Origin of the sequence: Streptomyces sp. NBRC 109706, assembly GCF_000974485.1 — a bacterium.
Taxonomy (GTDB): Bacteria; Actinomycetota; Actinomycetes; order Streptomycetales; family Streptomycetaceae; genus Streptomyces.
Window position 1 is genome coordinate 767,133 of record NZ_BBOM01000007.1, and the last position, 17,516, is coordinate 784,648.

Annotated in this window: 17 protein-coding genes; all 17 read right to left on the reverse strand. The window is 70.6% G+C overall.

Annotated elements, in window-relative coordinates; genetic code table 11:
- Nucleotides 1-2 precede the first annotated feature (2 nt).
- Nucleotides 3-932 (reverse strand): F0F1 ATP synthase subunit gamma, encoded by a 930-nt coding sequence (locus tag AOM46_RS17330; RefSeq protein WP_062212447.1) that lies wholly within the window; start codon nt 930-932, stop codon nt 3-5.
- A 3-nt stretch (nt 933-935) separates the two neighbouring features.
- Nucleotides 936-2,507, reverse strand: coding sequence for a F0F1 ATP synthase subunit alpha (gene atpA / locus AOM46_RS17335; RefSeq protein ID WP_062212449.1), 1,572 nt, complete (start codon nt 2,505-2,507; stop codon nt 936-938).
- Nucleotides 2,508-2,609: 102 nt separating this feature from the next.
- Nucleotides 2,610-3,434 (reverse strand): F0F1 ATP synthase subunit delta, encoded by an 825-nt coding sequence (locus tag AOM46_RS17340; RefSeq protein WP_062212451.1) that lies wholly within the window; start codon nt 3,432-3,434, stop codon nt 2,610-2,612.
- Nucleotides 3,431-3,985 carry a F0F1 ATP synthase subunit B gene (locus tag AOM46_RS17345; protein ID WP_062212454.1) on the reverse strand — a complete coding sequence of 185 codons (555 nt, stop codon included), beginning with the start codon at nt 3,983-3,985 and terminating at the stop codon, nt 3,431-3,433. The genes AOM46_RS17340 and AOM46_RS17345 overlap by 4 nt, the downstream gene beginning before the upstream one ends.
- A 37-nt stretch (nt 3,986-4,022) precedes the next feature.
- Nucleotides 4,023-4,247, reverse strand: coding sequence for an ATP synthase F0 subunit C (gene atpE / locus AOM46_RS17350; RefSeq protein ID WP_062212455.1), 225 nt, complete (start codon nt 4,245-4,247; stop codon nt 4,023-4,025).
- A gap of 111 nt (nt 4,248-4,358) precedes the next feature.
- A complete protein-coding gene (atpB, locus tag AOM46_RS17355; RefSeq protein WP_062212458.1) occupies nt 4,359-5,168 on the reverse strand; it encodes a F0F1 ATP synthase subunit A in 810 nt (269 codons plus the stop codon).
- Between the two features lie 226 nt (nt 5,169-5,394).
- A complete protein-coding gene (locus AOM46_RS17360) occupies nt 5,395-5,832 on the reverse strand; it encodes a hypothetical protein (RefSeq protein WP_062212461.1) in 438 nt (145 codons plus the stop codon).
- Nucleotides 5,833-6,047: 215 nt separating this feature from the next.
- On the reverse strand, nt 6,048-7,436 hold the full coding sequence (locus tag AOM46_RS17365; RefSeq protein WP_062212463.1) for an MraY family glycosyltransferase: 1,389 nt from the start codon (nt 7,434-7,436) through the stop codon (nt 6,048-6,050).
- Between the two features lie 134 nt (nt 7,437-7,570).
- Nucleotides 7,571-8,275 (reverse strand): protein-tyrosine-phosphatase, encoded by a 705-nt coding sequence (locus AOM46_RS17370; RefSeq protein WP_078856905.1) that lies wholly within the window; start codon nt 8,273-8,275, stop codon nt 7,571-7,573.
- Nucleotides 8,272-8,919 carry an L-threonylcarbamoyladenylate synthase gene (locus tag AOM46_RS17375; RefSeq protein ID WP_062212466.1) on the reverse strand — a complete coding sequence of 216 codons (648 nt, stop codon included), beginning with the start codon at nt 8,917-8,919 and terminating at the stop codon, nt 8,272-8,274. The genes AOM46_RS17370 and AOM46_RS17375 overlap by 4 nt, the downstream gene beginning before the upstream one ends.
- A gap of 34 nt (nt 8,920-8,953) precedes the next feature.
- Complete coding sequence (gene prmC, locus AOM46_RS17380; RefSeq protein WP_078856906.1) at nt 8,954-9,847, reverse strand: peptide chain release factor N(5)-glutamine methyltransferase; 894 nt, start codon at nt 9,845-9,847, stop codon at nt 8,954-8,956.
- Between the two features lie 55 nt (nt 9,848-9,902).
- Nucleotides 9,903-10,973: a peptide chain release factor 1 gene (gene prfA / locus AOM46_RS17385; protein ID WP_062212469.1), complete on the reverse strand. Its 1,071-nt coding sequence runs from the start codon at nt 10,971-10,973 to the stop codon at nt 9,903-9,905.
- 141 nt (nt 10,974-11,114) lie between these two features.
- Nucleotides 11,115-11,339: a 50S ribosomal protein L31 gene (rpmE, locus tag AOM46_RS17390; protein WP_062212472.1), complete on the reverse strand. Its 225-nt coding sequence runs from the start codon at nt 11,337-11,339 to the stop codon at nt 11,115-11,117.
- A gap of 136 nt (nt 11,340-11,475) precedes the next feature.
- Nucleotides 11,476-12,600 carry an LCP family protein gene (locus AOM46_RS17395; protein WP_062212475.1) on the reverse strand — a complete coding sequence of 375 codons (1,125 nt, stop codon included), beginning with the start codon at nt 12,598-12,600 and terminating at the stop codon, nt 11,476-11,478.
- Nucleotides 12,601-12,727: 127 nt separating this feature from the next.
- Nucleotides 12,728-14,833, reverse strand: a complete 2,106-nt coding sequence (rho, locus tag AOM46_RS17400; protein WP_062212478.1) for a transcription termination factor Rho — start codon at nt 14,831-14,833, stop codon at nt 12,728-12,730.
- A 425-nt stretch (nt 14,834-15,258) separates the two neighbouring features.
- Nucleotides 15,259-16,185, reverse strand: coding sequence for a homoserine kinase (gene thrB, locus AOM46_RS17405; RefSeq protein ID WP_062212481.1), 927 nt, complete (start codon nt 16,183-16,185; stop codon nt 15,259-15,261).
- A 204-nt stretch (nt 16,186-16,389) separates the two neighbouring features.
- Nucleotides 16,390-17,472 carry a threonine synthase gene (gene thrC, locus AOM46_RS17410; protein WP_062212840.1) on the reverse strand — a complete coding sequence of 361 codons (1,083 nt, stop codon included), beginning with the start codon at nt 17,470-17,472 and terminating at the stop codon, nt 16,390-16,392.
- Nucleotides 17,473-17,516 lie beyond the last annotated feature (44 nt).

The following is a 17,516-nucleotide window of genomic DNA, read 5'->3' on the forward strand; positions in this document are numbered from 1 at the left end:
GGTTAGCGTTCACTTCCCGCGCTCGCGTCGGCCAAGGCGCTGGAGCCACCGACGATCTCAGAGATTTCCTGGGTGATATCGGCCTGGCGGGCCGCGTTGGCAAGCCGCGTCAGCGACTTGATCAAATCCTCGGCGTTGTCGGTGGCCGACTTCATCGCCCGCCGGGTCGCCGCGTGCTTGGAGGCGGCCGACTGCAGCAGCGCGTTGTAGATACGGCTCTCCACATAGCGCGGCAGCAGCGCGTCCAACACCTCCTCCGGCGACGGCTCGAAGTCGTAGAGCGCGTGCACCTGCTGGCCCTTGCTGAAGACCTCCGCCGAATCCTCGGCGGTGCGCTCCAGCTTCAACGGCAGCAGCCTGCGCTCGACCGGGGTCTGCGTCATCATCGACGCGAACTCCGTGAACGCGATGTGCAGCTCGTCGACGCCGCCCTCGCTCGTGTCCCGCTCCATCGCCTCGATCAAGGGGGCAGCGACCTCCTTGGCGTCGGCATAGGTCGGGTTGTCGGTGAACCCCGTCCACGACCGCGTCACCGGGCGCTCCCGGAAGGCGTAGTACGACACGCCCTTGCGGCCCACGATGTAGGTGTCCACCTCCTTGCCCTCGCTCGCCAGCTGCCCGGTCAGGTGCTCGCCCGCCTTGATGGCGTTGCTGGAGTAGGCGCCCGCCAGACCCCGGTCGCTGGTGATCACCAGCACCGCGGCCCGCCGCGGCCGCTTGGCCTCGGTGGTCAGCGGGTGCTTCGCGTCGGAGCCGTGCGCGACCGCGGTGACCGCCGCCGTCAGCTCGTCCGCGTACGGCGAGGAGGCCGCCACCTTGCGCTGCGCCTTGACGATCCGCGAGGCGGCGATCATCTCCATCGCCCGCGTGATCTTCTTGGTCGCGGTGACCGATTTGATCCGGCGCTTGTATACGCGTAGTGAAGCCGCCATGGATCAGCCCTCGCCCAGCAGCTTGCCGTCCGCGGTCTCGAACTGCTCCTTGAACTGCGTGACGGCGGTCCTGATGGCCTCGACCGTCTCGGCGGACATCTTGCCGCCCTCACGGATGCTGGTCATCAGGTCCTTGCGCTCACGACCGAGGTAGTCCAGGAGCTCACGCTCGAACCGACGGATGTCGCCCACCGGGATGTCGTCCATCAGGCCGTTGGTGCCGGCCCAGATGGAGACCACCTGGTTCTCCGTGGAGTACGGGCTGTACTGCTCCTGCTTGAGCAGCTCGACCATCCGCCGCCCCCGCTCCAGCTGGGCCTTGGACGCGGCGTCCAGGTCGGAACCGAAGGCGGCGAACGCCTCCAGCTCACGGAACTGCGCCAGGTCCACCCGGAGCGAACCGGTGATCTGCCGGATCGCCTTGTGCTGGGCGGAGCCACCGACCCGGGAGACCGAGATACCCACGTTCAGCGCCGGCCGCTGGCCCGCGTTGAAGAGGTCGGACTCCAGGAAGCACTGACCGTCGGTGATGGAGATCACGTTGGTCGGGATGAACGCGGAGACGTCGTTGGCCTTGGTCTCCACGATCGGCAGGCCCGTCATCGAGCCGGCGCCCATCTCGTCGGAGAGCTTGGCGCAGCGCTCCAGCAGCCGGGAGTGGAGGTAGAACACGTCGCCCGGGTACGCCTCGCGGCCCGGCGGGCGGCGCAGCAGCAGGGAGACCGCGCGGTAGGCGTCGGCCTGCTTGGACAGGTCGTCGAAGATGATCAGCACATGCTTGCTGTCATACATCCAGTGCTGGCCGATGGCCGAGCCGGTGTAGGGCGCGATGTACTTGAAGCCGGCCGGGTCGGAGGCCGGAGCCGCCACGATGGTGGTGTACTCCAGGGCGCCCGCCTCCTCCAGCGCGCCGCGCACGGACGCGATGGTGGAGCCCTTCTGGCCGACCGCCACATAGATGCAGCGGACCTGCTTGTTCGGGTCGCCGGAACGCCAGTTGTCACGCTGGTTGATGATCGTGTCAACGGCGAGCGCGGTCTTGCCCGTCTGCCGGTCACCGATGATCAGCTGACGCTGGCCACGGCCGATCGGCGTCATGGTGTCCACGGCCTTGTAGCCGGTCTCCATGGGCTCGTGCACCGACTTGCGCTGCATCACCGACGGAGCCTGGAGTTCCAGCGCCCGGCGACCCGTGGTCTCGATCTCGCCCAGGCCGTCGATCGGGTTACCCAGCGGGTCCACGACCCGGCCCAGGTAGCCGTCGCCGACCCCGACGGAGAGCACCTCGCCGGTGCGCCGCACCGCCTGGCCCTCCTCGATGCCGGTGAACTCACCGAGGACGACGACGCCGATCTCCCGCTCCTCAAGGTTGAGGGCGAGGCCGAGGGTGCCGTCCTCGAACTCCAGCAGTTCGTTCACCATGGCCGAGGGCAGCCCCTCGACCTTCGCGATGCCGTCACCGGCAACGCTGACCGTCCCGACCTCTTCCCGCGAGGCCGCGTCCGGCGTGTACGACTGGACGAAGGTCTCCAGTGCGTCCCGGATCTCATCCGGCCGGATCGTGAGCTCCGCCATCTGGGTTCCCTGCTCTCCTTGTTGGGCCCGTAAGTTCTTCCGCTACGGCCCAACCCGGGCCGCTGGTCCTGCTTGTTGAGTTGGTGTGCGCGCCGTGCGCGATCAGCCCGCCATGCGCCGGGTGACCTCGTCCAGCCGGTCGGCGATGGTGCCGTGGATGACCTCGTCACCGATCCGGACCGTGATCCCGCCGAGGACCTCGGGGTCCACGTCGAGATTGAGCTGGACCTGCCGGCCGTAGAGCCGGCCGAGGGCATCACCGAGGCGCTGCCGCTGCTGGTCGGTGAGGGGCACCGCCGAGGTGACCACCGCGACTGAACGATTCCGCCGCTCGGCGGCGACCGCGCTCAGCGCTTCGAGCCCACCCTCCAGGCTACGTCCCCGCGGATGTTCCACGAGGCGGACGATCAGCCGGAGCGTGACCTCGTGAGCCCGGCCGCCCAGCAGCCGGCGCACCAGCTCGGTCTGGGCGGCGACGGCGCGCTCGCCCCGGTCCTTGACGCTGAGCGCGGAACGCAGCTCGGGGGCGGTGACGACGATCCGGCCGAACCGGAACAGCTCGTCCTCCACCGAGTCCAGGCTGCCGTCCCGCTCGGCCACGATCAGGTCGGCGGTGTCCGCCAGCGCCTCGATCGCGTCCACCAGATCACGCGAAGCGGACCAGCGGGACCGGACCATGCCCGAGACCAGGTCGACCGCCTCGCCGCCCACCTGGCCCGACAGCAGCCTGCCGACCAGCTCCGCCTTGGCCTCACCGGCCTGGGCGGGGTCGGTCAGCACCCGTCGCAGCCCGACCTCGCGGTCGAGCAGGACGGTGACGGCGGCCAGCTCACCGGCCAGCGCGGCGACATCCACGCCGGTGCTGTCGGCCAACGTGTCCAGCCGTTCCCGCGCGGCGTCCAGCGCCTCGCGGCTCGCTCCCATCATCGGGCGGCCTCGGTTCCCGCCGCCTCGGCCTTGGCCTCCAGCTCGTCGAGGAAGCGGTCGATCGTGCGGCTCTGTCGGGCATGGTCCTCAAGGGACTCCCCGACCAGCCGACCGGCCAGCTCCACGGCCAGCTTTCCGACGTCCTGCCGGAGCAGTTCGGACGCCTGCTTGCGGTCGGCGTCGATCTGGGCATGGCCGGCGGCGAGGATCTCCTCGCGCTGGCGCTGCCCTTCCTCGCGCATCTCGGCGATGAGCGCGGCGCCCTGCTCCTTGGCCTCCTGGCGCAGGCGCGCGGCCTCGTGCCGAGCCTCCTGCAGCTGCTCCTTGTAGCTTTCCAGCGTCTGTCGGGCTTCGGCCTGCGTAGCCTCGGCCTTCTCCATCCCGCCTTCGATGGCTTCCCGCCGCTCCTCCAGCGTCTTGTTGATGGAGGGCAGGAGCTTCTTGTAGAAGACGAAGAAGACGACACCGAAGCAGATGAGACCGATGACGATCTCAGGCACCACCGGTACCACAGGGCTCTGCGGTTCCTCCGCGGCCAGTTGCAACAGCATGGTGGACCCTTCCTCGGTAGTGGCTTCGAGACCTACGTCAGAGGGCGAAGGCGAGCACGAAGCCCATCAGCGCCAGCGCCTCGACGACGGCGAAACCGAGCAGCATGTTCTGGCGGATCAGGCCGGCGGCCTCGGGCTGACGGGCGATGGCCTGGACACCGTTACCGAAGATGATGCCGATACCAATACCGGGGCCGAGGGCCGCGACACCGAAGCCGATGGTGTTGATGCTGCCTTCAACTGCGGCGAGAGCTGCGGACATGTCCGTGTATTCCTTCTCTGTGGTGACCCGGCGGGGGATGTCCACCGGGATGCGTTGCGGTTTCTTCAGTGGCGGCTACCCGCCGGGTCCCGGGCGACCGGGACGGGCCTCTCAGTGCGCCTCTTCGAGGGCCTGGGAGATGTAGGAGGCGGCCAACACCGTGAACACATACGCCTGGAGCGCCTGGATGAACATCTCGAAGAGCGTGACGAGCAGCGTCACGAGCAGCGAGGAGATCGAGAAGAACGTCCCGATGACGGTACCCAGGGTGTACCAGGTGCCGATGGTGAAGACCAACAACAACAGGTGGCCCGCGAACATGTTCGCGAAGAGCCGGACCGTCAACGTCAGCGGCCGGATGAAGACGTTCGAGAGGAACTCGATCGGCGTGAGGATCACATAGATGCCCTTGGGCAGACCCCCGGGCACACAGAGGTTCCTGATGCCGCCGACCAGACCGTGGTTCTTGAACGTCAGGAACATGTACGTGGACCAGACGATCAGCGCGAGCGCCGCCGGATAGGCGATGATCGAGGTCGCCGGGAACTGGGCGAACGGGATGATCGCCCAGATGTTCATGATCCAGACGAAGAAGAACAACGAGACCAGGAGGGGCACATAGGGCTCGCCCTTCTTACCCATGGTCTCGCGGGCGACGCCCCGGTGCACGAAGTCGTAGCCCGCCTCGGCGATCATCTGGAGCTTCCCCGGCACCACCTTGGGCCGGGCGAAGGCCGTCCAGAAGAACCCGCAGATGATGACGGTGCTCAGAAACACCAGCGCCATCGGCTTGTTGACCTCGAACGACCCGATGGTGAACAGCGGCTCAAAGATGAACGACCACTCAGACGGGGCGGGGAAGCCACAGTCCTTGAAGAGATGGCAGTCGGTCTCGAAGGCGAGCACCTGGTCATTACTCACCGCGAGACTCCCTCGGCGTGACGCATGGATACGGCTACCTCGATGTGTCGGCGTGGTGGCATACCACGGAGCGGCACTGGACTAGGTGTGACGGAAGGGCGGCTGGTCCGCGGCCGTGGCGTTGTCCCGCACAGCGCGCGCGTCGCCCTGAGGCCAGCCCTCGGCGACGGACGATAGCAGCCCGCGAGGACAGTGCTTATACAGCCCCCTTCGCCACCACGGCTGGTCATGGGGAACCACCCGGCGTGACGGCGGCCCGGTCGGTGTCGGCCTCAGGCTCGACGTAGAGGATCTTCGCCGTGAGATGGCTCCGGGCCTGCCCGGCCAGCCAGACGACGGTACCCACCACGACACCGATGGCGAACGCACGCCCGTTGAGGAAGTCGGCGTCCTTCAGCAACACCAGCAGCAGGAGCAACAGACCCATCTGCGTGGTGTAGATGAGGAACGCCGCGCCGAGGAAGAGCTCCGGCCAGCGTTGTCCCACATAGCCCAGGGAGAGCAGCCCGATCGCGAAGAAGGCGGCGGCCACGAAGACTCCGAGCGCCGTTCCTCCCGCTCCGGAGGCCCCAGCCAACAGCGCGGCGACCACGGTGGCGACGGCGCCTACGGCGGCAGTGGGGATCGCGGCGCCTCGGATGATCCGGGCGTCGATGGACTGCATGGAAGTGTGACTCCGACGGGCTTGGGGACTGTCGTCGTTGACGAGCGGTTTCACCCCGACTCTGGGGCTAGCTACGGGGTTTCGTGAACGCTATCACAATCTTTTTGATGAGGTCTTTACTCGAACGTGTGCAGGACCTCACACCCATAGGAGTACCGTCGGCGCGCCCCGACGGGCGTCTCCGACCAGCTGTGTTAGGGCCGCGAGGCCCCCGGTCACGACCTGGTGTCGATCTTCCGGCGGACCGCGAACCGCTGCCGGTCCCCCACCGCCGTGGCCCCGTTCAACCCGGGCGTCGGCCGATCCTGCCGGGCGCCGTCCGAGCCCCGCGCCGGCTCCTCCGCCGGCTGCGCCGGCTGCGCCGGCTCCAGCCGGCGGGTCGGCTCCTCGGCCCAGGCGCGGGCCGCCGGCTCCGCCGGACGCGCCGGCCCGTCCTCGCGCCGCACCCGGTAGCGGGGCGGCACCAGCCGCTCGGCCCAGGACGGCACCCTGGGGGTGAACCGGGGCAGCAGCAGCGCCACCAGACCCACCGCGGAGAGCCCGACCACCAGCGGCACCACCCAGGCGTCGGAGCGGACCGAGTACCCCACCGCGCCGAAGGCCACCAGGGCCGACCAGAAGTACATGATCAGCACCGCCCGGCTCTGCGAGTGGCCGATCTCCAGCAGCCGGTGGTGCAGATGCCCCCGGTCGGCGGCGAACGGCGAACGGCCGTTCCAGGTGCGGCGGACGATCGCCAGCACCAGGTCGAGGAAGGGCACGATGATGATCGTCAGCGGCAGCAGCAGCGGCATGTAGACGGGAACCGTCGTGCTCACCGCGCTCCGCTCCGAGCCGGCGAACAGCTTGAGCGCGTCCGGGTCCACCTGCCCGGTGATGGAGACCGCGCCGGCCGCGAGCACCAGGCCCAGCAGCATCGAGCCCGAGTCGCCCATGAAGATCCGCGCCGGATGCACGTTGTGCGGCAGGAAGCCGAGGCACATCCCCACCAGCACGGCGGCGAAGAGCGTGGCCGGGGCCGCCGCCTCGATGCCGTAGCCGTACCAGATGCGGTACGCGTACAGGAAGAACGCCGCGGCGGCCACGCACACCATGCCGGCCGCGAGCCCGTCGAGGCCGTCCACGAAGTTGACCGCGTTGATGGTGATCACCACGATCGCCACGGTCAGCAGCGTGCCCTGCATCGGGGTCAGCGCGACCATGCCGACGCCGGGCACCGGGAGCCACAGGATGGTCAGCCCCTGGAGCACCATCACCCCGGCGGCGATCATCTGCAGGCCCAGCTTGACGAGCGCGTCCACCCCGTACTTGTCGTCCAGCACGCCGACCACCCAGATCAGCGCGGCCCCGGAGAGCAGCGCCTTGGGCTCGTCCGAGAGCCGGAACACCGCGCCCACGTTGGTCAGTTGGGAGGCGACCAGCAGGCCGGCGCAGAGGCCGCCGAACATCGCGATCCCGCCCAGCCTGGGCGTGGGCTCACGATGGACGTCACGCGCCCTGATCGGTGGCATGGCCCCCCAGGCGATGGCGAACTTCCGCACCGGGCCGGTCAGCAGGTAGGTGACGGCCGCCGCGACGCAGAGCGTCAACAGGTATTCGCGCACAAGCTGCCCCAGAGGTCTCGCTGGTCTACCGCGCAACACCCTCTCATGCCCCAACCCCCACCTCGGCGCCACGCAAGGGCGGTTATCGGCCTGACTCCAGCGTAGGCCCCGCCCCGCCGGGCGGCCGAAACCGCCTAGACCGCCGCGTTCCCGGCATCCGTCCGCCGCGCGGGCACCCCGGTGAGCGCGGTGACCACCGGATCCAGCGCGACCCTGATCTCCTCGCCCACGCTGCGGAAGTAGGGCAGCGGGGCGCCGTACGGGTCCTGCACCTCGTCGGCCTCCACGTTCGGCGCCAGCAGCCAACCGCGCAGCGCGGCTGCCGCCCTGGCCAGCGCGCGGGCGCGGTACACCAGCGCCTCGGGGGAGCCGGCGGCCGGCAGGGTCGCCAGGTCGATGGCACGCACCAGCCGGGTGAACTCCTTGAGCGTGAAGGTGCGCAGCCCGGCGGAGTGCCCCATCGAGATCACCTGGGCCCGGTGGTCCCTGGTGGCCGTGAGCACCAGATCGGCCTCTATCACATGCTCGTCCAGCAGCTCCCGGCCGAAGAACCCGGACGGGCTGGCGCCGTACTCGGCCAGCAGCTCGGCGGCGTGCTCCTCCATGGGCGCGCCCTCGTGCCCCCAGGTGCCGGCGCTCTCCACCACCACGCTCCGCGCCCGGTCGCCCAGGCGGTCGACCAGGGCCTGCCGGGTGAGACGTTCGGTGATCGGGGAACGGCAGACGTTGCCCGTGCTGACGTGCAGAATCCGGAAGACCGGGGTTTCGGGGCGACGCCCGCTCGCGGTGCCGGGCGCCGCTATGCCGGGGTCAGGGGGGCCCTCAGCGGAGGCCGTCAATGCGTGGTCTCCAGATCGGGTACGACCTTGCGGAGCTCCTCCTCGCTCACCGCCCCGGCGCGCAGAAGCACCGGCACCCGTCCCGTGACGTCCACGATCGAGGACGGCACGCTGTCCGGGGTGGGCCCGCCGTCCAGGTAGACGGCGACCGAGTCGCCCAGCATGTCCCGGGCCTGGTCGCAGGTCTGCGGTGCCGGCTTGCCGGTGAGGTTGGCGCTGGAGACGGCCATCGGGCCGATCTCCTTGAGCAGTTCGATGGCCACCGGGTGCAGCGGCATCCGCACCGCGACGGTGCCCCTGGTCTCCCCCAGGTCCCAGTTGAGGGACGGCTGGTGCCGCGCGACCAGGGTCAGCGCGCCCGGCCAGAAGGCGTCCACCAGCTCCCAGGCCAGCTCGGAGAAGTCCGTGACCAGCCCGTGCAGGGTGGTCGGCGAGCCGACCAGCACCGGCGACGGCACGCCCCGGCCCCGACCCTTGGCGCGCAGCAGCCCCGCCACCGCCTTGGCGTCGAACGCGTCGGCGCCGATCCCGTAGACCGTGTCGGTCGGCAGGACGACCAGATCGCCCCTGCGGACAGCGGACGCCGCCTCGCGCAGACCGTGCTTACGGTCGACCTCGTCCGCGCAGTCGTAACGCCGGGCCATCAGTGTGCTCCTCTCACAGGGGCGCTGTCGCCGGTCACCTGGCCACCCGTCGGGCGGTGGCGAACCGAGGTCGGTTGTTGAGGTCGGGGTGGTCGGCGGCATCCGCCCAGCCACGGTCCTCGGTGAAGATCCACGGCACCTGGCCGCCCTGGGTGTCGGCGTGCTCCACCACCACCATCCCGCCGGGGCGCAGCAGCCGGTGCGCGGCGCGCTCCAGGCCGCGGATGGTGTCGAGGCCGTCCTCGCCGGAGAACAGCGCCAGTTGGGGGTCGTGGTCGCGTGCCTCCGGCGCCACGTGCTCCCATTCGCCGAGCGGGATATAGGGCGGGTTGGAGATCACCAGATCCACCTGCCCTGCCAGTTCGGGCAGCGCCTCGCGGGCATCGCCCTGGTGTAGCACGACCCGACTGCCCTCGGCGTTCTTCCTGGCCCAGCCGAGCGCCCGCTCGTCCAGCTCCACCGCGTGCACCCGGGAGCGCGGCACCTCCTGGGCGAGCGCCAGCGCGATGGCGCCGGAGCCCGTGCAGAGATCCACGATCAGCGGCTCGGCCACGTCCATGGCGCGGACCGCGTCTATCGCCCAGCCGACCACGGACTCCGTCTCCGGCCTGGGCACGAACACCCCTGGCCCGACCTGGAGTTCCAGATAGCGGAAGAACGCCCGCCCGGTGATGTGCTGCAGCGGCTCGCGCGCCTCGCGGCGGGCCACCGCCTCCCAGTAGCGGGCGTCGAAGTCGCTGTCGGCGACCAGGTGCAGCGTGGACCGCTTGGTGCCGTGCACATGCGCGGCCAGCTCCTCGGCGTCGAACCTCGGCGACGGCACCCCGGCGTCGGCCAGCCGCTGGGTGGCCCTGGCCACCTCCGCCAGCAACAGCGAACGGGGCCCCCCGGACGGCGAGGAACCCGAAGCGCCGGGGGACGAGCCCACGGCCCCGGAAGACCCGGAAGACCCGGAAGAAGCAGTCACATCGCCCACCCTACGTTCACTGCGCCGCCGCCAACTTGGCCGCCGAATCGGCGTCCACACAGGCCTGGATCACCGCGTCCAGCTCGCCGTCGAGCACCCGGTCGAGGTTATACGCCTTGAAGCCGACCCGATGGTCGGAGATGCGGTTCTCCGGGTAGTTGTAGGTGCGCACCCGCTCCGACCTGTCCACCGTGCGGACCTGGCTGCGCCGGGCGTCGGACGCCTCCCGGTCCGCCTCCTCCTGGGCGGCGGCGAGCAGCCGCGCCCGCAGGATGCGCAGCGCCTGCTCCTTGTTCTGGAGCTGGCTCTTCTCGTTCTGGCAGGAGACGACGATGCCGGTGGGCAGGTGGGTGAGGCGGACGGCGGAGTCCGTGGTGTTGACGGACTGCCCGCCGGGGCCCGAGGAGCGGTAGACGTCGACCCGCAGGTCGTTCTGGCTGATCTCCACCTCCACGTCCTCGGCCTCGGGCAGCACCAGCACGCCGGCGGCCGAGGTGTGGATGCGGCCCTGCGACTCGGTGGCCGGCACCCGCTGCACCCGGTGCACGCCGCCCTCGTACTTCAGCCGCGCCCAGACGCCGAGGCCGGGATCGGGGGTGCCCCGGCTCTTCACCGCGACCGAGACGTCCTTGTAGCCGCCCAGATCGGACTCGTTGCCCTCGATGATCTCGGCCTGCCAGCCGACGCGTTCCGCGTACCGCAGATACATCCGCAGCAGATCGCCGGCGAACAGCGCGGACTCGTCGCCGCCCTCGCCGGCCTTGATCTCCAGGATGACGTCCTTGTCGTCGCTGGGGTCGCGCGGCACCAGCAGCAGCCGCAGCTCGTCCGTCAGCTCGTCCCTGCGGGCCGTCAGGGTCTTGACCTCGGCGGCGAACTCCGGGTCCTCCTGGGCCAGTTCGCGGGCCGTCTCGATATCGTCGCCATGCTGTCGCCAGGACTGGTAGGCCCGCACGATCGGGGTCAGCTCCGCATAGCGCCGGCCATAGCGGCGGACGGCGGCCTGGTCGGTGTGGACCGACGGGTCGGCGAGCCGCCGTTCGAGGTCGGCGTGCTCGCCGATCAGTTCCTCGACCGCCTCGAACATGGTCAGTTGCTCCTGGAGTTGGGTCGGGCCGGCACGGGCCCGAGGGACAGCGACATCGCGGGACAGCGGGTGACGGGGACACGAAAGGCGCCGGTTCGGCCGCTTACCTCGGTGAGCGGCCGGCCGGCGCCGACGGGGTCGCTACTTGCGGTTCGCCGCGGCGTTCTTACCGAAGCGGGCCTCGAACCTGGCGACACGGCCACCGGTGTCCAGGATCTTCTGCTTGCCGGTGTAGAAGGGGTGGCACTCCGAGCACATGTCGGCGCGGATACTGCCCCCGCTGACCGTGCTGCGGGTGGTGAACGACGCGCCACAGGTGCAGCTGACCTGGGTCTCGACGTACTCCGGGTGAATGTCGCGCTTCAAGGCTTCTCCTAGGTTCGGGAGGGCACCGGGTCGGCGCGCGGGCTGCGCACCGTGAACCGGGGCCGACGCTCCAGTCTGCCAGCACTGGTCCTCGTCGACCAAAACGGGGTGCCGGCTCCCGGCATTCCCCGCGGGCTCAGCCCTGGATGATCAGCTGGTCGCCGCCGCCCTCCTCGGCCGCCGAGTCCCTGATCGCGGACTCGGGCACCGGACGGTCGTGCCTGAGCGCCGTCCACATCTGCCGGGACTGCTCCCTGAGCGGGGCCACCCGGTTGGGGTCGGCCGGATCGTAGCCGACCGGCAGGGTGACCAGCTGGAGCGCGTCGGAGTCCACCTCGCGCAGGGTGCGGGCCAGGCCGAGCAGCTTGGAGACGGAGGCGAGATCGGAGTCGGTGGTGACGGCCGATGTCGCGGTGTCCGCCAGATCGTAGAGCCGCTTGGGGTTGCCCAGCAGGTCGACCTCCTCGATCTGCCGCATCAGCGCGTCGAGGAAGGAGTGCTGGAGCTGGATGCGGCTGAGATCGCTGCCGTCCCCCACCGCCTTCCTGGTGCGCACCAGGGCCAGCGACTCCTTGCCGCTGAGGGTGTGGGTGCCGGCGGTCAGCCGCAGCCGGCTGTCCTCGTCGTCGATGTCCTCACGCGTGGTGACGCGCACCCCGCCCAGGGTGTCGACCAGCTTGGCGAAGCCGTCGAAGTCCAGCTCCAGGTAGTGGTCCATGCGCAGCCCGGTCAGCGCCTCCACCGTCTTCACCGCGCACACCGGGCCGCCTATGCCGTAGGCCTCGTTGAACATGGTCCGCTCGCTGGCGGGCGCGGTGCCGCCGCCGTCCAGCCGCTCGCAGCTGGGGCGGGGCACCAGGGTGTCGCGCGGGATGGAGACCACCGTCGCCGCGTCGTGCGCCTCGTTGATGTGCACCACCATCGCAGTGTCCGAACGGGCCTCGCCGTCCGGGTCGTCGCCGCCGAAGACGCCGTTCTCGCCGCTTCTGGTGTCGGAGCCGAGCACCAGCAGGTCGAGGGAGCCGTTGTCGCTGTCCTCGGGGCGGTCCTCGCCCAGCGCGGACTCGATGTCGATCCCGGAGATATTGCCGTCGAGCTTGAGATAGAGCGCGGTGCCCCCGATGCCGAGCAGCAGCGCGAGCGCCAGCACGGTGATCAACGTCACGCGCAGCAGGCGGCGACGGAGCGGCTTCGACGGGCGGTCCTGCGGCTCCTCCTCGCCGGGAGCCGGGGCCGTCCCTTCACCCGATGGAGGGACCATTCAGCCATTGTGCCCCGTTATGGACGGCGGTGCGCCCCGGCGGCTACCCGCCGGTCACCCCGGGCACCACGACGCCCCCGATCCGGCGTGGATCGGGGGCGTCATCGGCGGACGCGGCGCGGCGGGGTCAGTCCCCGTTGCCCGGCGTCGGCGTGGTCTTCTGGATCTGCAGCAGGAACTCGGCGTTGGACTTGGTCTTCTTCATCCGGTCCAGCAGCAGCTCCATCGCCTGCTGCGAGTCGAGCGCGTGCAGCACCCGGCGCAGCTTCCAGACGATGGCCAGCTCCTCCGAGCCCATCAGGATCTCTTCCTTACGGGTCGCCGAGGCGTCCACGTCGACGGCGGGGAAGATCCGCTTCTCGGCGAGCTTCCGGTCGAGCTTCAGCTCCATGTTGCCGGTGCCCTTGAACTCCTCGAAGATCACCTCGTCCATCCGCGAGCCGGTCTCCACCAGGGCGGTGGCGAGGATGGTGAGCGAGCCGCCGTCCTCGATGTTCCGCGCGGCACCGAAGAACTTCTTCGGCGGGTACAGCGCCGCGGAGTCCACACCGCCGGAGAGAATCCGGCCCGAGGCGGGGGCCGCCAGGTTGTAGGCGCGGCCGAGACGGGTGAGGTTGTCCAGCAGCACGACCACGTCGTGGCCCAGCTCCACCAGCCGCTTGGCCCGCTCGATGGCCAGCTCGGCGATGGTGGTGTGGTCCTCGGACGGCCGGTCGAAGGTCGAGGAGATGACCTCGCCCTTGACCGCCCGCTGGACGTCGGTGACCTCTTCGGGACGCTCGTCCACCAGCACCACCATCAGGTGGCACTCGGGGTTGTTGTGCGTGATGGCGTTGGCGATCATCTGCATGATGGTCGTCTTGCCGGTCCTCGGCGGGGCCACGATCAGCCCGCGCTGGCCCTTGCCGATCGGGGTGATCAGATCGATGATCCGCGGCAGCAGCGCGCCCGGGTCGGTCTCAAGACGGAGCCGGTCCTGCGGGTAGAGCGGGGTGAGCTTGTTGAACTCGGGCCGGTTGCGGCCGGATTCGATGCCCATCCCGTTGACCGAGTCGAGGCGGACCAGCGCGTTGAACTTCTCCCGCCGCTCCCCCTCCTTCGGCTGCCGCACCGCGCCGGTGACATGGTCGCCCTTGCGCAGGCCGTTCTTGCGGACCTGGGCCAGCGACACATAGACGTCGTTGGGGCCCGGCAGATAGCCGGAGGTGCGGACGAAGGCGTAGTTGTCGAGGATGTCGAGGATGCCGGCCACCGGGATCAGCACATCGTCATCGCTGACCTGCGGCTCGACGATCTCGTCGCGGCCCCGACGGCCACGGCGGTCGCGGTAGCGGCCGCGCCGGCCGCGCCGGCCGCCCTCGAAGTCGTCGTCGCGGTTGTCCCGGCCGTCGCGGTTGTCGCGGCTCTCGCGGTTGTCCCGCCCGTCCCGGTCCCGCTCGCGGCTGCCGTCCTTGTCGCGGTTGTTGCGACCGCCCTGGTTGTTCTGGCCCTGACGGTCCCCGCCCTGGCCGCCCTGGTTGCCGCCCTGACCGCCCTGGTTGTTGCCCTGGCGGTCGCTGCCCTTGCTGCGGCGCTCCCGCTTGGCCTGCCGGTCGGACTGGCCGTCGGCCCGGTCGCTCTTGTCGGCGGCCTTCTCGCCCTTGTCGGCCTTCTCGACCCGGCTCTCGGCGCGCTGACCGTTGTCGCCGCCCGGCGCCTCGGCCCTGGCGGTCTCGGCCTTGCCGGCGGTGCCGGTCTCGGCCGCGCGGGCCGACCTGCGCTCCTTCTCGGCGGGCTCGGCCGCGGCCTTGGGCTCGGCTGCCTTCCGCTCGGCCGCCTTGCCCTCGGGCTTGGCCTCCGCGGTCTGACCGGGGATGTCGATCTGGCCCTGCGAACCGGACTCGTCGCCGGTGCGGGCCCTGGAGGTGCTGCGGCGCTTCGGCTTCTCGGCCGGTGCCGACTCGGCCGGCGCGGCGGCCGACTTGGCGGGCGCGCCGCCGCCGGAACCGGCGGCCTGCTTCTCCTTGATCACCTCGATCAACTGGCTCTTGCGCATCCGCGCGGTGCCCCTGATCCCCAGCTGGGAGGCGACCTGCTGCAGTTCAGCCAGGACCATCCCGTCAAGGCCGGTACCAGAACGCCGGCGGCGGGGGGCAGCGGAGGCGGGAGCGTCCGTGGCGGACGCGGAGGCAGCACCGGAAGTCTTGTCGGCGCTGTCGGCACTCACGCCCATCAGATCGGTGGTGTCGCTCACTAAGGGTCCTTCCCTGGAGCGGACGTCGGCCTGTCTGGCTCGGCGACCGGTCGTGCTGTCCGGCTGCGGCCCCTGTGCGGTGGACCGGCCGGTGCGGTAAACCCGCCTGTTCGATCACGGCGGAAGATCATGCGGGGTGGTGCGGGGAAATCGACGAGACACGTCGAGAGAACGTTGAACCGTCGAACCGACGCACCGGTTCCGGAGCGTGCTCGGCACTACCAGGCAGGCTGCTCAGGCAGATGAGGGAGGCTCCCGGAAGAAGAGACGGCCCCAGAGAATGGGACCCCGGATTCGCACGCATTCTGTGTGACGCCCGACAGAACAGTACGTGCGGACTTGAGGTTAACACTACCGGATACTGCCTTCATTCCCCCTCTCCGGCCCCGCTTCGCCCGACGCCCCCCGGGGTCGAGCACGCCCCCTCACGGAGCGGCCCCGGTCAGCGGCAGCACCGAGGCGCCCGCCGTGTCCAGGGTCAGTCGGTTGGCCGTCCAGCCGTCGCCGGCCAGGCGGGCGCTCTTGTCGGCCTGCCCCTCCGTGGCCAGCGCCAGCACCGTGGGGCCGGCGCCCGAGATCACCGCCGGCACCCCGTCGGCCCGCAGCCTGGCGACCAGATCCATGCTCTCCGGCATCGCCGAGGCGCGGTAGTCCTGGTGCAGCCGGTCCTCGGTGGCCGGCAGCAGCAGCTCGGGACGTCGGGTCAACGCCTCGACCAGCAGCGCCGCGCGCCCGGCGTTGACCGCCGCGTCGGCGTGCGGCACGGCGCGCGGCAGCAGGCCGCGCGCGGTCTCCGTCGCCAGCGGGCGTCCCGGCACGAACACCAGCGGCACGATCCCGGCCGCCGGCTCCATCCGGATGGCGCGCACGGCGCCCGACTCGCCCCAGGCCAGGGTGAATCCGCCCAGCAGGCAGGCGGCGACATTGTCCGGGTGGCCCTCGATCTCGGCGGCCAGCTCCAGCAGCGCAACATCGTTCAACTTCGCCTCGCCGCCCGTCGTCACGGCGCGGGCGGCGACCAGCCCCGCGCAGATCGCGGCCGACGACGAGCCCAGGCCACGGCCGTGCGGCACGCGGTTGGCGCACACGATCTCAAGTCCGCGCGGCTGCCCGCCCAGTGCGTCGAAGGCGGTGCGCAACGTCCGCACCAGCAGGTTGGATTCGTCGCGCGGAACGGTGTCGGCGCCCTCGCCGGCGATGTCCAGATGCAGGCCCGACTCCGCGACCCGGACCACCACGTCGTCGTAGAGGCCGAGCGCCAGGCCCAGGGCGTCGAAGCCGGGGCCCAGGTTGGCGCTGGTGGCGGGCACGCGGACGCGCACGGCGGCGGCGCGGAAGGCGGGATGGGCCATCGCTCGATGACTCTCCTTGGTGAGATTGCGGCGCGTGTCCCCTGCGGACGCGCGGCGCAGGGGACAGCGGCACGCGTCGGGTGGAGAACCCGCCCGCGCATGTCGGCGGCGAGCGGTACCACTCCGGGACGAATACCAGCCTATCGAAGGAAGGTTCAGACGCGATACAGGGCCGTCAGGTGTCGTGCCCGACCCCGGACGACATCAGGCCAGGCCAAGCCGCTCGGCCGCGGCGTCGGCGTCCACCGGGACCACGACGGGGCGGGGCGCTCCGGCCACCGCCCAGTCCGGGTCCTTGAGGCCGTTCCCGGTCACCGTGCACACCACGCGCTGACCCCGGTCGAGCAGCCCCGCCTCGGCGGACTTGAGCAGCCCGGCGACCGAGGCGGCCGAGGCCGGCTCCACGAAGACGCCCTCCTGGGAGGCCAACAGCCGGTAGGCGGACAGGATCTGACGGTCGGTGACCTCGTCGATCAGGCCACCGGACGCGTCCCGCGCGGCCTCCGCCTGGGACCAGGACGCGGGGTTGCCGATCCGGATCGCGGTGGCGATGGTCGTCGGGTCCTTCACCGGCTCGCCGCGCACGATCGGCGCGGAACCGGCCGCCTGGAAGCCCCACATCCGGGGGGTACGGCTGGCCGGACCGTCGGCGGCGTACTCCTGGTACCCCTTCCAATAGGCCGTGATGTTGCCCGCGTTGCCCACCGGGAGCAGATGGAGGTCGGGGGCGTCGCCGAGCGCGTCGACCACCTCGAAGGCCGCGGTCTTCTGGCCCTCGATCCGGGACGGGTTGACCGAATTCACCAGCGCCACCGGGTACTTCTCGGAGAGCCCACGGGCGAGGGTGAGGCAGTCGTCGAAGTTGCCGTCCACCTGGAGGATGCGGGAGCCGTGCACCAGCGCCTGGCCCATCTTGCCCAGCGCGATCTTGCCCTGCGGCACCAGCACGGCGCAGACCATCCCGGCGCGCACCGCGTAGGCGGCGGCGGAGGCCGAGGTGTTGCCGGTGGAGGCGCAGATCACCGCCTGGGCGCCGGCCTCCTTGGCGTGGCTGATGGCCATGGTCATGCCCCGGTCCTTGAAGGAGCCGGTCGGGTTGGCGCCCTCGACCTTGAGATACACCTCGCACCCGGTGCGCTCGGAGAGCGTCCCAGCCGCCACCAGCGGCGTACCGCCCTCGCCGAGGGTGACCACCGGCGTCCCCTCGGTGACCGGCAGGCGGTCGCGGTACTCCTCGATGACCCCACGCCACTGGGCGCTGGTGCGCGGTGCGACGGATGCGTTCATGACCATCTCTCGTCTTTCTCCTCGCCCGACGGCCGGTTGCCCGG

Excerpts from the sequence above, each read along its gene's own strand:
- AOM46_RS17330 (WP_062212447.1), bottom strand. The coding sequence starts at position 932 with ATGGCGGCTTCACTACGCGTATACAAGCGCCGGATCAAATCGGTCACC.
- atpA (WP_062212449.1), bottom strand. The coding sequence starts at position 2,507 with ATGGCGGAGCTCACGATCCGGCCGGATGAGATCCGGGACGCACTGGAG.
- AOM46_RS17340 (WP_062212451.1), bottom strand. The coding sequence starts at position 3,434 with ATGATGGGAGCGAGCCGCGAGGCGCTGGACGCCGCGCGGGAACGGCTG.
- AOM46_RS17345 (WP_062212454.1), bottom strand. The coding sequence starts at position 3,985 with ATGCTGTTGCAACTGGCCGCGGAGGAACCGCAGAGCCCTGTGGTACCG.
- atpE (WP_062212455.1), bottom strand. The coding sequence starts at position 4,247 with ATGTCCGCAGCTCTCGCCGCAGTTGAAGGCAGCATCAACACCATCGGC.
- AOM46_RS17360 (WP_062212461.1), bottom strand. The coding sequence starts at position 5,832 with ATGCAGTCCATCGACGCCCGGATCATCCGAGGCGCCGCGATCCCCACT.
- AOM46_RS17375 (WP_062212466.1), bottom strand. The coding sequence starts at position 8,919 with ATGGCCCGGCGTTACGACTGCGCGGACGAGGTCGACCGTAAGCACGGT.
- prfA (WP_062212469.1), bottom strand. The coding sequence starts at position 10,973 with ATGTTCGAGGCGGTCGAGGAACTGATCGGCGAGCACGCCGACCTCGAA.
- AOM46_RS17395 (WP_062212475.1), bottom strand. The coding sequence starts at position 12,600 with ATGGTCCCTCCATCGGGTGAAGGGACGGCCCCGGCTCCCGGCGAGGAG.
- thrB (WP_062212481.1), bottom strand. The coding sequence starts at position 16,185 with ATGGCCCATCCCGCCTTCCGCGCCGCCGCCGTGCGCGTCCGCGTGCCC.
- thrC (WP_062212840.1), bottom strand. The coding sequence starts at position 17,472 with ATGAACGCATCCGTCGCACCGCGCACCAGCGCCCAGTGGCGTGGGGTC.